This window comes from Paraliomyxa miuraensis (assembly GCF_026337845.1).
GTDB classification, from domain to species: domain Bacteria; phylum Myxococcota_A; class Polyangia; order Nannocystales; family Nannocystaceae; genus Paraliomyxa; species Paraliomyxa miuraensis.
Genome location: NZ_JAOVZF010000163.1, coordinates 366,828 through 379,916 on the forward strand (window position 1 = coordinate 366,828; position 13,089 = coordinate 379,916).

14 protein-coding genes are annotated in these 13,089 nt (G+C 69.3%); 6 read left to right on the top strand and 8 right to left on the bottom strand.

The genetic code is table 11. The features are described from left to right. Positions 1–15 precede the first annotated feature (15 nt). On the bottom strand, positions 16–750 hold the full coding sequence (locus OEB96_RS41610; RefSeq protein WP_266222506.1) for a class I SAM-dependent methyltransferase: 735 nt from the start codon (positions 748–750) through the stop codon (positions 16–18). Positions 751–806: 56 nt separating this feature from the next. Here OEB96_RS41610 and OEB96_RS41615 point away from each other — a divergent pair, with 56 nt between their 5' ends. Continuing rightward, the gene (locus OEB96_RS41615; protein WP_266222507.1) at positions 807–1,331 is read left to right on the top strand and encodes a cupin domain-containing protein; all 525 of its coding nucleotides are present in this window, start codon (positions 807–809) and stop codon (positions 1,329–1,331) included. Between the two features lie 60 nt (positions 1,332–1,391). After that, positions 1,392–1,592, top strand: a complete 201-nt coding sequence (locus OEB96_RS41620) for a hypothetical protein (protein ID WP_266222508.1) — start codon at positions 1,392–1,394, stop codon at positions 1,590–1,592. Positions 1,593–1,606: 14 nt separating this feature from the next. Here OEB96_RS41620 and OEB96_RS41625 read toward each other — a convergent pair whose 3' ends face one another. Beyond that, entirely contained in the window at positions 1,607–1,972 is a 366-nt protein-coding gene (locus OEB96_RS41625; protein ID WP_266222509.1) for a hypothetical protein, read from the bottom strand. A gap of 9 nt (positions 1,973–1,981) precedes the next feature. Further along, positions 1,982–4,978 carry a serine/threonine-protein kinase gene (locus OEB96_RS41630; RefSeq protein ID WP_266222510.1) on the bottom strand — a complete coding sequence of 999 codons (2,997 nt, stop codon included), beginning with the start codon at positions 4,976–4,978 and terminating at the stop codon, positions 1,982–1,984. Between the two features lie 68 nt (positions 4,979–5,046). Between OEB96_RS41630 and OEB96_RS41635 the strand changes: the two genes are divergently transcribed. Further along, positions 5,047–6,168, top strand: a complete 1,122-nt coding sequence (locus OEB96_RS41635; RefSeq protein WP_323137486.1) for a hypothetical protein — start codon at positions 5,047–5,049, stop codon at positions 6,166–6,168. A 51-nt stretch (positions 6,169–6,219) separates the two neighbouring features. On the opposite strand, the gene OEB96_RS41640 is transcribed toward OEB96_RS41635, so the two are convergent. Then, positions 6,220–6,936, bottom strand: a complete 717-nt coding sequence (locus OEB96_RS41640) for a hypothetical protein (RefSeq protein WP_266222512.1) — start codon at positions 6,934–6,936, stop codon at positions 6,220–6,222. A 169-nt stretch (positions 6,937–7,105) separates the two neighbouring features. Between OEB96_RS41640 and OEB96_RS41645 the strand changes: the two genes are divergently transcribed. Next, positions 7,106–7,780, top strand: a complete 675-nt coding sequence (locus tag OEB96_RS41645) for a hypothetical protein (protein ID WP_266222513.1) — start codon at positions 7,106–7,108, stop codon at positions 7,778–7,780. A gap of 26 nt (positions 7,781–7,806) precedes the next feature. On the opposite strand, the gene OEB96_RS41650 is transcribed toward OEB96_RS41645, so the two are convergent. Then, positions 7,807–8,415 (bottom strand): alpha-ketoglutarate-dependent dioxygenase AlkB, encoded by a 609-nt coding sequence (locus tag OEB96_RS41650; RefSeq protein WP_266222514.1) that lies wholly within the window; start codon positions 8,413–8,415, stop codon positions 7,807–7,809. 136 nt (positions 8,416–8,551) lie between these two features. Here OEB96_RS41650 and OEB96_RS41655 point away from each other — a divergent pair, with 136 nt between their 5' ends. Continuing rightward, a complete protein-coding gene (locus OEB96_RS41655; protein WP_266222515.1) occupies positions 8,552–9,175 on the top strand; it encodes a hypothetical protein in 624 nt (207 codons plus the stop codon). Between the two features lie 48 nt (positions 9,176–9,223). Here OEB96_RS41655 and OEB96_RS41660 read toward each other — a convergent pair whose 3' ends face one another. After that, complete coding sequence (locus tag OEB96_RS41660; protein ID WP_266222516.1) at positions 9,224–9,835, bottom strand: hypothetical protein; 612 nt, start codon at positions 9,833–9,835, stop codon at positions 9,224–9,226. Between the two features lie 105 nt (positions 9,836–9,940). Between OEB96_RS41660 and OEB96_RS41665 the strand changes: the two genes are divergently transcribed. Further along, positions 9,941–10,732 carry a hypothetical protein gene (locus tag OEB96_RS41665; protein WP_266222517.1) on the top strand — a complete coding sequence of 264 codons (792 nt, stop codon included), beginning with the start codon at positions 9,941–9,943 and terminating at the stop codon, positions 10,730–10,732. 74 nt (positions 10,733–10,806) lie between these two features. Here OEB96_RS41665 and OEB96_RS41670 read toward each other — a convergent pair whose 3' ends face one another. Both OEB96_RS41670 and OEB96_RS41675 read right to left on the bottom strand, forming a co-directional pair. Next, positions 10,807–11,841, bottom strand: coding sequence for a hypothetical protein (locus OEB96_RS41670; protein WP_266222518.1), 1,035 nt, complete (start codon positions 11,839–11,841; stop codon positions 10,807–10,809). Positions 11,842–12,271: 430 nt separating this feature from the next. Further along, complete coding sequence (locus OEB96_RS41675; RefSeq protein WP_266222519.1) at positions 12,272–12,907, bottom strand: N-acetyltransferase; 636 nt, start codon at positions 12,905–12,907, stop codon at positions 12,272–12,274. Positions 12,908–13,089 lie beyond the last annotated feature (182 nt).

Sequence of the window (13,089 nt, forward strand, 5' to 3'; positions counted from 1 at the left end):
GCTCCGCGGCCCCCCTCACGCCAGGCGGCACACGTAGCCGACCACGTCCCCCAGCTCGGTCTGCTGCCGCACCACCTCGAACCCGTGGTGGAGCAGCAGCAGCCGCGCCTCCTGCGGGAACAGCTGTCGCAGCTGCAGCACCAGCGCCTCCGGCTCGCGCTCGTCCTCTCCCTCCATGCGTCGAATGGTCATGGTCACCGTGAGCACCTGCGAGAGCGGCTCGTACTCGATGTGCTCGGTGGCGCGACAGACCGTGCCGTCGGCCGGGTCGCGAAACCACGGCACTTCGGTGGTGGTACCCGAGAGCAGCGCCGGGTCGGGCACCAGTACGTCCAGCACGAACAGCCCCTCGGGTCGCATGTGCTCGCGCACCCGGGCCAGGAACGCCTCGAGCTGCCGCAGATCGTGGTGATGTGCGATGCCGTTGAAGGGACAGGTCACCGCATCGAAGCGCGCGTGCAGCGACAGCGTGCGCCCATCGGCGTGTACCAGCCGAAGCCGGGCCTGCACGTCCTCCGGCTCCTCCCGTAGTGCAGCCCTCGCGTGCTCGATCATCGATGCGCTCAGGTCCACGCCCGTGACCTGCTGGCCACGACGCACCATCGGCAAGGCGACCCGGCCCATCCCCACCCCGTACTCCAGCACCCTTGCCCGACCCTCCGTCGACCGAAGGTAGAACGGCAGGTCGGCGCTGCGCTCGTGGTGCATCATGCGATAGATCAGCGGGCGATCGTAGAGGGAGCGGGGCACGGCCGGACGATCATGCCCAAGTCGACGGCGGCTCGCCGATGCTACGCTGCGCGACCATGAGCACCACCCCCAAGCACCTGCTACGCCGCGCCGAGCTCGAGGCATCCGAGGCCATACACGTGCGGCACCCGCTCAACCCGCAGTCCGAGATCCACATGCGGAGGCTGAGCGACCCGACCGGGATGAAGCGCATGGGAGTCAACCTCGGCCGCATCCCCCCCGGCAAGGAGAGCTTCCTTCCGCATGCCCACACCACCAACGAGGAATGGGTCTACGTGCTCGAAGGTCGCGGCCACGCGCTCATCGGCGAGCACGAGCACGAGATCGGCCCCGGTGACTTCCTGGGCTTTCCCACCGACGGCACCGTGCACCACCTGCGCAACTCGGGCGACGTCGACCTCCTGTTCTTGCAGGGCGGAGAGCGCAACGGCTTCGACGTCGGCCTGTTCCCCACCATTGGCAAGCGCATGATGGTCCAGCCCGAGCAGGGCCTCGCGCACTTCGTGCCCGAGGACGCCATCGAGACCCTGCCGCTGTCCGCCTGGCTCGTGACCGACGACGCCAAGGACGGCGCGGGCTGAGCCGGCAGGAATTTCTCCGAGTTCGCGTCACATCGTCCAAGTCGGGGCCTCCACCTCGACATGAACCGCTACACCATCAAGGTCGGGATTCTCTTTGCCATCGGAGCCTTCGCCGCCGCCATGACGACGAACCCGGCCCCCGCTTCCGCCCTCACCTGCTCGCAGCAGTGCTACGCGAACTTCCAGGCTTGCTTGCAATCGTCCACGCCCAAGCCCCAGTGCAACATGGAAAAGAACGAGTGCCTGTCGGAGTGCCAGTAGCCTCCGTCGGGCCTCTACAAGAGCGGCGGCGCCCGGTCGCCGGGGAAGCACGGCCAGCGCGCCGAGCCCAGCCAAGCGCGCTGCAAGCCCGCCATCCCCTCCCTCGTGGGTGCGATGCCGTGCGCCGCCGCCTCGCCCAGCAAGAACGTGCAGCGCTCGGTGTCCACCGACACGTGGCTGGCCGCGGGCTCGAGCGCCAGCATCAGGTACCACTGCGCCAGATCGGCGATCGCCTGCCACGGGTCGGGCGGCTCGGGCTCCTGCCGGTCGCCCACCAGCCGCTCGACCCCGGCCTGCAGCGCCCGTAGCTCGGCCAGGGCCTCCGCCGACAGCCGTTCCGCCATGCTCGCGGGGATCGTGTGCAGATGCCGGCGCGCCACCGAGCCACGCTACTGCATCGTCGCGCGCGAGGGCGCGCTCGCGTCCGGCTCGCGCAGCCACGCCTCCACCACCGCCAGGCGCCGCTCCATCGCGGGCGAACCCGCGGCCAGGATCGATCGCGCGCGCTCGGCCAGCGCGCGAGCTCGCGCAGGGTCCTCCCCTCGCGCCCGCAGCACCTTCGCCAGCGAGAACCATGCCATGGCCGCGAGCTCGGGCGTCACGCCCCCTCGGTCTGCCTCCAGCATCAACGCGAGCTCGAGCTGCTGCTTGGCCTCGTCGGAGCGACCGAGGGCGAGCAGCGCATCGCCGAGCTCCCGCCGCATCTCCACCACCATCGGAAGCTCGATCAGGCCAAGCGTCTGCATCACTGCCAGCGCCTGCCGCTGCGCCTCCGCGGCCGCCTCGTGCTCCCCCTGCGCCGACAACGCAGTACCCATCGCTCCGATCGCCGCCGCCGTCCAGGGATGATCGCCCATGCTGCGCTCGAGGATCGATCGCGCGCGCCGAAGCTCCGCCAGCCCCTCCGTGGTCCGCCCCACCTCGGCCAGCTGCGCGCCGTGGTTGATGAGCGAGACCGCGACCTCGGCGTGCTCGGACCCCAACGCTCGCTCGCGGATCTCGATCGAGCGCTCGTGGGCCGCGAGCGCCTCGGATACCCGTCCCAGCATGCGCGCCGTGTTGCCGATGTTGCTGTACAGAGCCCCCACGCTGTAGTGCTCGGGTCCCAGGCCGGCCAGCCAGATCTTCAGCGCGCGCTGCTGTAGCACCAAGGCGTGCTCGTACCGACCGAGCTCGTACGTGGCGTTGGCCAGGTTGTTGAGCGTCGCTCCGATGTCGGGATGCTCGGAGCCCTGCACCCGCTCGCGGATCCGATGCACTTGCTCGTACTGTTCGATCGCCTCGGGGTAGCGTCCGAGATCGTAGTACGCGATGCCGAGGTTGTTGCGTGCGACGGCGACCTCCAGGTCGTCGGGGCCCACGACCGCCGACCACAGCTCCACCGCCTTCAGCAGCTCCGCCACCGCCTCCTCGGGCCGGCCGGCGTAGGTCAGCGCCATCCCCAGGCTCGCGCTCATCGTGGCCTGCGAGTGGAGGTCGTCGGGAATTCGCGACAACCGAGCCTGTCCATGCCGGGCCCAGCGCACGCTCTCCTCGGGGCGATCGCTGGTCAGGAGCACCAGTCGCGTGGCGACGAACACGACCTTCGCGTAGTCCCCCGCCTCCTCGGCCTCGTGGAGCACCTGTACCAGCTGCTCCTCGGCCCCGCGAAGCTCACCGAGATGGATCGACGTATCCGTCAGCCACATCGAGGTGAAGGTCGACAGCGGCGCATAGCCCAGCGCTCGGCCGCGCTCGTGCAGCTCGGCCGCCAGCGCATGCGCTCGCGGGTACTGCCCCGCGGCCAGCAGCACCTGCACCTCCTCGAGCGCGTGGTGGATCTCGCTCACCCGCAAGGCAGTCGTCTCGTCGTCGGGTAGCACCAGACCGTCGTCATCGGGATGCTCGTCCGCACAGCCCTCGAGCGCGGGCAGCCCCTGCACCAGCGCCGCGGCCTGCTGCAGCAGATCGGCCTCCACGTCAGCGAGCGTCTCGACCATCGTCGCCATTCTCCGTCGGCGGCGCTCCAGGCACTCGAGCTGCCGCCCGCGGAGGGTCTTGGCCTCCGCGTCATCCGGATCCGCCTCGCAGATTCGGTCGTGCAGGTCCAGCCAGCGCGCCGCGTAGTCGTCGAGCCGATGCTCGACCCGCGCCACCGTGTCAGCGGCATAGCTCGCATCATCCCGGCCCAGCGCTGCGCGCAATGCCTCGCGCCGTGGCTCGCCCCATGCCTGCTCGAGCAATGACTGCGCCTGTGCGCAGTCGGACTCGGCGGGCCGGGGCCACCACGGCCAGCCGAGCCCGCCCACCGCGAGCACGACCGCCAGTCCACCCGCGCCGATCCACGACCAACGCCCGCGCGGCCTCGAGAGCGCCTCGAGCCGGGCCAAGAGCACGCTCATCGACGGCCAGCGCTCTTCCGGGCGCGGCGCAAGACCGCGCAGCAGCACCCGCAATAGCCCTGCCGGCATCTCGCCACCGCGCGGCACCTCCACCACCCGACCGGCCCGCTTGGCCCGCCACAGCTCGTCGGCGCTCCGCCCCGCGAACGGCCGCACCCCGTAGACCGCCTCGAACAACGACGCACAGAACGCGAACTGATCCGCGGCCGGCCCGATCGGCTGCCCCTCGTGCTGCTCGAGAGCCATGTACGCCGGTGTCCCCATCACCGTCCCCGCCTCCGTGAGCGGCGCCGTGAGCCGATTGGTCACCGACGACGAGCCCGCCGATGGGGCTCCCTCCTCGTCGACGTCCGGCACCTGCGGCCCATCGACGCGCGCCCCCTTGCCCGCCGCCAGCGCCAGCCCGAAGTCCATCACGCGTGCATGGTCCTGCGCGTCGACCAGCACGTTGCCCGGCTTGAAGTCGCGATGTACCAGCCCCGCCGCGTGGGCCGCCGCCAACCCTCGCCCCGCCTGGACGAACATCGCCACGACCTCGCGCCAGCTCCTCACCCGCGCGGTCAGCCACTCGCGCAGCGTCGGGCCCTCGATCAGCGCCAGCGCGATGTAGATCGCACCCCGGTGCTCTCCCACGTCGAACACTTGCACCACGTGCGGATGCGAGAGCTGGGCCATCGCCTGCGCCTCTCGCTGCATCCGCGTGCGCCCCTCGCTCGACTCGGTGGCCGACTCGTCGACTTCGCGCAGCAGCTTGATCGCCACCTTGCGGTCGAGGCGATCGTCGTGCGCGCTGAACACCACCCCCATCCCGCCCGCGCCGAGGCGCTCGATCAGCGTGTAGCGACCGATCACGTCCCCCGGCTCGGGCTCGGGCTCCGACGGAGCCGACCGGATGGGTACCCGCAGGGGCGACCGCCACGGCTCGGTGACCGCGGTCCGAAGGTTGCGCGTGATCGCGTCCTCGTGGTCTCCCACCCCCACCATCATGCCCCACCACTCATGCATTCGTCGTCCGCTTCGGGTGCTCGCCCGCGCGCGGTGCCTGCGGTTATGCTCGCGCTACGATCATGACGATGCGCGCGCTCCCCCTCCGACTCGCCCTCCCACTGCTCCTCGCCACGACCGCGTCGTCGGCCTGCGAGGGCGCCGACGGCGAGGACGGCGGCAGCGTCGAGGTTCCCAACCCGCTCACCGATCCCGCAGATGGTCCTCCCGCTGGCAACCTCGACGGAAACTGCCCGGTCCCCGCCGAGGCCGGCCTGGCCGACGTGTCCAACCCGACCACCGTCGTCGGCAACGGCACCCCGGAGAGCTGCACCGCCGAGGCCACCATCGACGCGATCGCCCGCGGTGGTGTCATCACCTTCGACTGCGGACCCGACCCCGTCATCATCACCCTCGATCGACCGGCCAAGATCTTCAACGACACCGGGCCCGAGATCGTGATCGATGGTGGCGGCCTGGTCACGCTCAGCGGTGCGGGCAATCATCGGATCCTCTACATGAACACCTGCGATCCGGAGCAGGTGTGGACCACCGACCACTGCCAGGACCAGGATCACCCGCGCCTGACCGTGCAGAACCTGACCTTCATCGACGCGAGCTCCAAGAACGAGCCCGAGGAGTACGACGGCGGCGGGGCGATCTGGGCCCGTGGCGGTCGCCTCAAGGTGATCAACTCCCGCTTCTTCAACAACGTCTGCGCCGACACCGGGCCCGACGTGGGCGGCGGGGCCATCCGCGCCCTCAGCCAGTACCAGGGCCAGCCGGTCTACGTGGTCAACACCACCTTCGGCGGCGCACCGGACCTCGGCAACGTGTGCTCCAACGGCGGCGGCATCAGCAGCATCGGCGTGTCGTGGACCGTGATCAACAGCCTGTTCTCCCACAACCGAGCCATCGGCAACGGCGGCAACCCGGCCCAGGGCGGCACTCCCGGGGGCGGCAGCGGAGGGGCGATCTACAACGATGGCAACACCATGACCCTGTCGCTGTGCGGCACCGACATCCAGCACAACGAGGTCAACGCCCACGGCAGCGCGATCTTCTTCGTCAGCAACGATCACAGCGGCAACATCCGCATCGACCAGAGCGTGATCACCAACAACGAGGGCGGCTCGTGGTACACGCAGTACCCGCAGATCTCGGCCCACGACGACACGCCGATCGCGGTCACCGACTCGACCGTCGAGTAGCCAAGCCCACGGGTGCCACCGGAGGCTCGGGCGTCGGGATCGGCCCGAGGCCTACTTCCCCGTCTTCTTGTGCACCCAGCCGAAGAACGAGGCCGCGCGCTTCTCGAGGTCGCGGCCGAACTTCGGGTGCTCGTGCACGTACTTGAGGTAGCCCCAGTAGGGGTTCTCGGCCGATCTCGAATCGATGCCCACCAGGCCGTCGATGAGCAGGGTCTCGGAGATCTCGAGCTCCCGGCGCTCGAGCGACGAGGGACGCGACTCCTCGATGGTCCCCAGCACGCGTCCCTTGCCGAGATCGTCCACCGTGGTCGTGCCATCGACGAGCGACACCGTCACGCGATACTTCGGCGAGAGCAGCTTGAACTGCGTCAAGCTCCCCGGGTTCGCGGCCATCGGATAGAAGTACACGATCACCGCGGGCTCGGTCGACGGCCAGCTCGCCGGCAAGATCGGCGACTGCTTCCACGACTTCTTGGGATCGAGCCGATCGGCCACCGCGCCGTCGGCCGCATCCTTGACCGCCTCGCGCGTCGTGATGGTGAAGCCCTCCACCACCCGCGAAGCTTCCTCCTCCTCGGCCCGGCCGATGACGGGACCCTCGTCGTTGCGCGAGGTCGAGACGAACGTCTGCGTCTCGAATGGCTCCTCGGGCTCGGCCTCCGGCTCCGGCGCGGATGCGGGCTCGGGCTCGACCGTGGCCGTGTCCTTCGCGCGCCCGCAGGATGTCAACACCAGCGCGACCGCGAGCACACGAAGGTCGAGGAGCATCGTACGAGCATCCTCCTTGCCCTCGTCGTGAGCAATGGCCAGGTCCTAGCCAGCGCGATCGCTACGCAATTTCGGACGAGGGCCGCGCTCGTCCGCCCGAGCGGCCCTTCGCCGAGTTGCCCTTGCCGATGTGGACGCGTCACCGCAGCGGTGGGAGGATGAAGAGGTCATGGGTCTTCGCGCCTGGCCGTGGATCGTAGCCGTGATGTTCCTGCCCGCCTGCGGCGGATCCAGCTCGTCCGACGACGATGCCGCGACTCCGGGCTCGAGCACCAATGACGAAGGTCCTGGGCCCATCGAGGGCTGCGAGTTGCCCGTCGAGATCCTTCAGCTCGATGCCGAACCTGCGGCTCTCACCGGCTTCATCCGCTGCAACGACGGGGAGCTCCGCCGTACCGAGGCCGTGGAGTGCGTGCAGCCCATGCCCACCGGTGTCGCGTGCAACGGCGCAGGGGGTTCGTGCAGCACCGACGCCGATTGCAGCTATCGTCCCTACGGCGCGTGTCTCTACTTCGAGGGCTTCTTTGCCGGATGCGCCTGTGTCTACGGCTGCACCGCCGACGCCGATTGCCAGCCCGGTCAGGTCTGCGTGTGCGGGGGCTCGGCTCCCGACTACCCCACCAGCACCCAGTGCGCGCCCGCCAATTGCACGACCGACGCCGACTGCGGCTCCGGCAATTGTGCGCTGGGCCGCGAGCTCTCCAATTGCAGCGACACCCCCGTGCTGGGGTGCATCACCGACGCCGACGCCTGTACCCCGCTCGGGGGCGACTGCGAGGGACAGAACTGCGTGCCCGCCGACGACGGCGGGGCGTGGGCCTGCACCAATCCCGAGGTGTGCTGAAGGCCGGGCGACCGGGCCGCTCGTCGTCACCGCGGCGCCGGTTCCACCGGTCGTCCGAGCTTGGCCGTCCAGCGCCATACCGCCGAGATCTTCGGCCCGCACTCCACGTCGTGCAGCATCTTCGGCACGCCATGCAGCCAGTCGGCCTGACAGCGCCCCCCCATCACGTAGAGGTCGCCGCTGGCCAGCATGAGCTCGTGCGTGGCCCCTCCACGGATGGCGCGCAGCACGAACGGCCGCGTCGCCCCGAACGCGAGCCCGGCGATGATGGTCTTGTCGAGGTAGCGCATCTCGTCGTCGCGATGCAGGCCCATGCTGTCGCGGCCGTTGCGGTAGTAGACCAGCTGCGGCCCGAACAGCCGCACGCGATAGCGGGCGTCGAGGATGAGCCGCGTGAAGTGGAACGTGGGGTCGCGCTCGGCCTCGGCCCACGGGATCGAGCCACCGAGCCGCGGGTCGTCGACCTTGCGGCCGCCACGGATCACCCGGTTCTGCGTCCAGCGAACCTCTCGGATCAGGCGCTCCATCGTACGCTCGGTGTCGTGGGCAAAGCCACGAACGACATCGACCCACGAGGTGGCATCGAGCTGGATCCGCTCGCGAGGAGCCTTGCGATCGATGGTGCCGTGCTGCATCGGGGTGAGGCCACCGGAGCAGCGCCCAGCATAGCGCAAGCCGCTCGACGACGTCGTGGGCTCGTATCGTGAACCTCACGGGCGAGCCGTCGGCCGGCCGGTTGACCCTGCGACCAGATCTTTCATGATTGCCACCATGCGTGCGCGCCATCTGCCCGGAGTGCTGCTCTTGCTCGTCACCGCCTGCAAGGGCGAGTGTGAGCTCGATGCCGCCAGCCGGGTCGAAGTCCAGCCCGGCGAGCGACCCGAGGTCGACGTGGAGGTCGAGCCCAACGTCGAGGTCGAGGTCGAGCGCGAGGTGGAAGTCGAGGTCGAGGTCCAGCGCACCGTCTGCGACGAGCTCGACTTCGTGATCGAGCGCATCGTTCGCGTGCCTCCCAACTTCTCGTTCAACTCCGTGCCCGTCGAGCGCGTGTCCCTGCGCGTCACCAACCACGGCTCCCGAGCAGCGGAGCTGCGCGGCGGCAGCGATGCGCGCTTCCTCGACGAGCGGCGCACCGTGATCGACGCCGACCTCCACGGCAGCGAGTGGTTCATGTCCCGCACCGTGCCGGCCAGGGGCGCCGTGGTGGTGGAGATCGTGGTCGCCGAGGGCATGGGCAAGGCGCTGCGTACCGTGGAGGCGCAGGCCAGCCCCGAGGACGATCCGTTCACGCGCTGCACGGTGACCGACGATCTCAAGCGCGAGCGGGTGCGTGGCGGGGGGCCTCCGGCCGCGGAGGGCGAGCCGGGGCCCGAGCCCGGAGCCGTCGAGCTGTAGCGTGGCTCGCGGCCAGGTCCCACGTGGCGCAGCGAGCCCGAGCTGGCGTCAGTTGCAGGGAACCGACCGGAAGCTCCCCGAGATCGGCGGATGGTCGTAGACCGTGATCTCCATGTGGTCCACCCGTCCGCTCACCCCATCGGGTCCGATCCGATCGATCGTGAGGATCATGGAATCGAGCAGACCGCGGGTCGCCCCACTGTACGCACAGATCGCGATGTCCGAGGGATCGATGGTGTTCTCCGCGTTCCAGAAGCTGAAGTCCGGCTCGTACCACACGCCGGGCGCCGCGTTGCGACCGATCAGCTCCAGGCTCACGTACCAGGTCTCGGGCGGCGCACATTCGAAGTAGCCGGGCGTGATCCGGTCGCAGGTCGCCTCGGAATCGATGGTGAAGTCGAGCCGAACGATGCTGCCCTCGTAGGCCTCGGAGAACACCCGGATGTCCTGGTCCTCGAGCGAGTCGCCCGCCGGGCTCGAGTCGGTCAGGGCATCGCTGCCCGCGTCGTCCGCCAGGAACGCGCCCTCGCCGATCCCGTCGAAGGGCGTCCGACCGCACGCACTCGTCAGCGAGATCGCGGCGCCAAGCCAGGCGGCCGCGAGCGGGCGGCCGAATGCCGAGCACCAGCAGGGCGCGGGGGCGGAGCGGGGCGGAGTCATCGCAGAGAGCATCGCACGAGGGGCGGCCGTGCATCCGCGAACCGTGAGGTCGGCCGCGCCATCGTCGCCCGTACACCCGTCGTGCCATGTCGTAGGCTCCCCCGCGTGCACGCATCTGCCACCACGCCCGATCGCCTGGCCGCGCTGTCACGGCTCGAGCCGCCGTCCCCCGGAGATGGCCGGACTTACGTGGCCGAGCTCGGGCTGACGCCCGACGACGTACCTGAACTCGTCGAGTTCGCCCGTCGATGGATCGATCCCAGGCACTTCGAGGGTCATGACGAAGACTCACTCGCAGTCTGGGCACCGATCCATGCCTGGCGTGCGCTCGGGGAGCTCGGGGCGGGTGAGGTCATCTCGACACTGCTGGAGATGCTCGACACGCTCGATGAGCAGGGTGACCAATGGTACCTCGAGATCTTCCACGAGCTGTGTGCCCAGATTGGTCCGTCGGCCATCGCCGAGCTCGAACCCTACGTCTTCGACTCGAGCCACCACGAGTATGCCCGCATCAGTGCCGCTCACGGCCTGCAGGCCATCGCGATGGCCGAGCCCGCCTCCCGCGATCGCGTCGTCGGCGTGCTCGCCAGCTGCCTGGAGCACTCCGATGAAATCCCCTCGCTCAACGGCTTCCTCGTCTCGTACCTGACTGATCTGCGCGCGATCGAGCACGCGGATCTCATCGAGGACAAGTTCCGCGTGGGTGCGATCGAGACGATGATATGCGGCGACTGGCGTGACATCGAGTACGAGCTCCGAACGGGACGCCGTCCCCCACGACGACGCCCTACCGGGCTGCTCGGTGCAGTTCCGTCCCAGAAGCCACCGGCTCGTGCGAAGACCAGCAAGTCCGCCCGAAAGCAGCAGAAGCAGTCGCGCCGAAGGAACCGGCGATAGCGTGCGATCCCAACGCGGGCGGCCACGCCCCTGCACTCGAGAGCGCGGGGGCGGGCCGCCCGTCGGTCTACTCGCTATTCCGCGGCCTCGGTGACCGGCTCCTCGGCGGCGACCGCCTCGCCATCCGGCGCCTCGACGTCGACGACTCCGGTCGCCGTGTCGTAGCGCCGGCCCGCACGCTCCGAGGCCTCGAGCACCGCGCCACGAATGAGGTGGATCGCCTCCGCCTCGGCCTTGGAGACCTCGAGCGCCGCAAAGACCAGGGACACGATGCGGATCCACTGGCCGCGCAGGCGGGTGATGGTGCCGGAGTCGCGCGGGGTGGTCGACTCCTTGGCGGCGAGCTTGCCCCGGGCAACCTCGAGCTTGCCGAGCTTCTTGCCGGCGGCGATCCAGCGCTTGGTGACCGCGAGCAGCGTGCCACCCCGTACGGGGACCTCGTCGAGGAAGGTGGCGAGCTGGGGCCGGTTGGCGAGCAGCGTGGCCACGCGCTCGGCATTGCCCGACTCGGCGAGCAGCGAGGCGTTGACGATGGCCATCCCATGGGGAAAGAGCTTGGCGGAGGCTTCTTCCGCCAGCTCGGCACGCGCGAGGTCGGGGGGCCTGCGCGCGAGGCTGCACAGCCGATCGGCCGAGATGGCGCCCTCCACCGCCCGCGCGAGCGCGTCGTGGATCACGTCGACCGCGGCCGCCTCGTCGATGAGGTCCTGCATGGCCTTCGAGCGTGGGGCCCCGAGCGGCTGCACTCCCGCGAGCTCGGTGTGGAGCTCCACCACTTGCGGATGGAAGGCAGCGATTTCGGGGATGGACAGGAAGATGGCCTTGACGGTCGGGTCGTTCACCCACGGCGAGGTGAGCCCGACCATCTCTTGGAGATTGAGATGCTTGAGCACGATTGGGGGTCCTTTCAGCCAGCGATGGCCCCGAGAAGACGGGGCAGCGAGGAAGAAAACACCCGAAGGGCGAATGTCAAGGCGAGTCTGCAAAGATGCGATCGATTCACGCGGCCTGGGAAGGCACGTGAAGGAGGACGCGATCGATTCGCATGGCGTGGGGAGGTGGTTCGGCGTGATCTCGATCGATCGAAGCGGCCTTCGAAGGGGGGTCATGGAGGACGCGATCGAGGACGACGGCTTCGAAGGGCGTTCGAATCGATCGAGACCTCGAAGACGCGGCCTCAGAGGGCGATCGAGGCCGATCTGGATCGATCGCGCGGGCCTGGCAGGCCGCCCGAGTCGATCGAGACCTGCGAAGAGTGGCTTCGAAGGCCGACCCGCAGCGGTCCAGATCGATTCGAGGGGCCTTCGAAGGGGGGTTGGATCGATCGAGACCGATGGGGCTGACCTCAGAGAGCGGCCCGAGACGGTGCCGCTCAGCAAGGGAAGCCCCGAGGATCGTTTGGGTCACCTCCGTGAAGGAAGATGGGGGCCGGGTGGTGGAATTCTTGGTCGAGAGCGAGGGATGGCGAGCGCGAGCGCGGGGTCGATCGGAGATGCGCAGCGAACGCGGTAGGGAGGCTGATTGGCAACGTGGGCGCGGCTAGCGTGCGTCGTCCTCGAAGCGCTCGATCATCTCCCGCAGCGGCCGTGTCACCTCGAACCTGGCCAACCCCCGCTCGCTGCTCGCCCACGCCTTGCGCAGGACCTCCTCGGTCGCCCCGACCGTCAGGTGATACGGCACATCCCTGCGGTGCATCGTCACCACGCCGGTATCGGTGAAGCCAGCCGCCCGGGCCATGTCCAGCGACACGGCCCCATTCTCCGCCACGATGTGGCTCGCCCCGGCGTGCCACGGCAGCAACATCGAGAGGAACGTGAGCGCATACGCCAGGCCCTGACGGCGATGCTCCGGGACCACGTAGAGCATCAGCCCTTCGCCCACACGCGTGCGATCGTGGATCGGGAGGGAGGGATGCTCGAGAGCGACCCGTGACTCGAACCCATAGCGTGCCTGGGGCCCGGGCAGCACCGAGCCCGCCACGCCCACGCAGGTCTGGGCGCCGTCCGTCGCCAGCAGGAAGCGAGCCGTCGGGTAGTCGCGCGCACGGGGCAGCGGGCCGTGGTATCGCCCCCCTTCTCCGGCGCGCTCATCGAGGCTCCGGCGCCACATCGCGTCCACGAGCGCCCGATCGGCCTCGGGAGCATGGGGGTCATCGAGTCGGATTCTGATGCACATCGAAGCCTCGGTGCCTGGCCACATCATGATGTCATCGTCTCGGCGGCTCGCCCATATCGAGGCCGTAGCAGCGCACGATTCCATCACCGGGTCGCCGAGATCGGCCCGCCCTCGAAGCGATGTATCATCGTCGTGCATGGCCTTCTCACTACGAAGCACGAATGGGGTCCGGTGGTGGTCGC

Bases quoted from the DNA above. Each gene is read 5' to 3' on its own strand.
- OEB96_RS41615 (WP_266222507.1), top strand. From the start codon at position 807: ATGAGCACCACCCCCAAGCACCTGCTACGCCGCGCCGAGCTCGAGGCA.
- OEB96_RS41620 (WP_266222508.1), top strand. From the start codon at position 1,392: ATGAACCGCTACACCATCAAGGTCGGGATTCTCTTTGCCATCGGAGCC.
- OEB96_RS41630 (WP_266222510.1), bottom strand. From the start codon at position 4,978: ATGCATGAGTGGTGGGGCATGATGGTGGGGGTGGGAGACCACGAGGAC.
- OEB96_RS41635 (WP_323137486.1), top strand. From the start codon at position 5,047: ATGCGCGCGCTCCCCCTCCGACTCGCCCTCCCACTGCTCCTCGCCACG.
- OEB96_RS41640 (WP_266222512.1), bottom strand. From the start codon at position 6,936: ATGCTCCTCGACCTTCGTGTGCTCGCGGTCGCGCTGGTGTTGACATCC.
- OEB96_RS41645 (WP_266222513.1), top strand. From the start codon at position 7,106: ATGGGTCTTCGCGCCTGGCCGTGGATCGTAGCCGTGATGTTCCTGCCC.
- OEB96_RS41650 (WP_266222514.1), bottom strand. From the start codon at position 8,415: ATGCAGCACGGCACCATCGATCGCAAGGCTCCTCGCGAGCGGATCCAG.
- OEB96_RS41655 (WP_266222515.1), top strand. From the start codon at position 8,552: ATGCGTGCGCGCCATCTGCCCGGAGTGCTGCTCTTGCTCGTCACCGCC.
- OEB96_RS41660 (WP_266222516.1), bottom strand. From the start codon at position 9,835: ATGACTCCGCCCCGCTCCGCCCCCGCGCCCTGCTGGTGCTCGGCATTC.
- OEB96_RS41670 (WP_266222518.1), bottom strand. From the start codon at position 11,841: ATGACCCCCCTTCGAAGGCCGCTTCGATCGATCGAGATCACGCCGAAC.
- OEB96_RS41675 (WP_266222519.1), bottom strand. From the start codon at position 12,907: ATGTGCATCAGAATCCGACTCGATGACCCCCATGCTCCCGAGGCCGAT.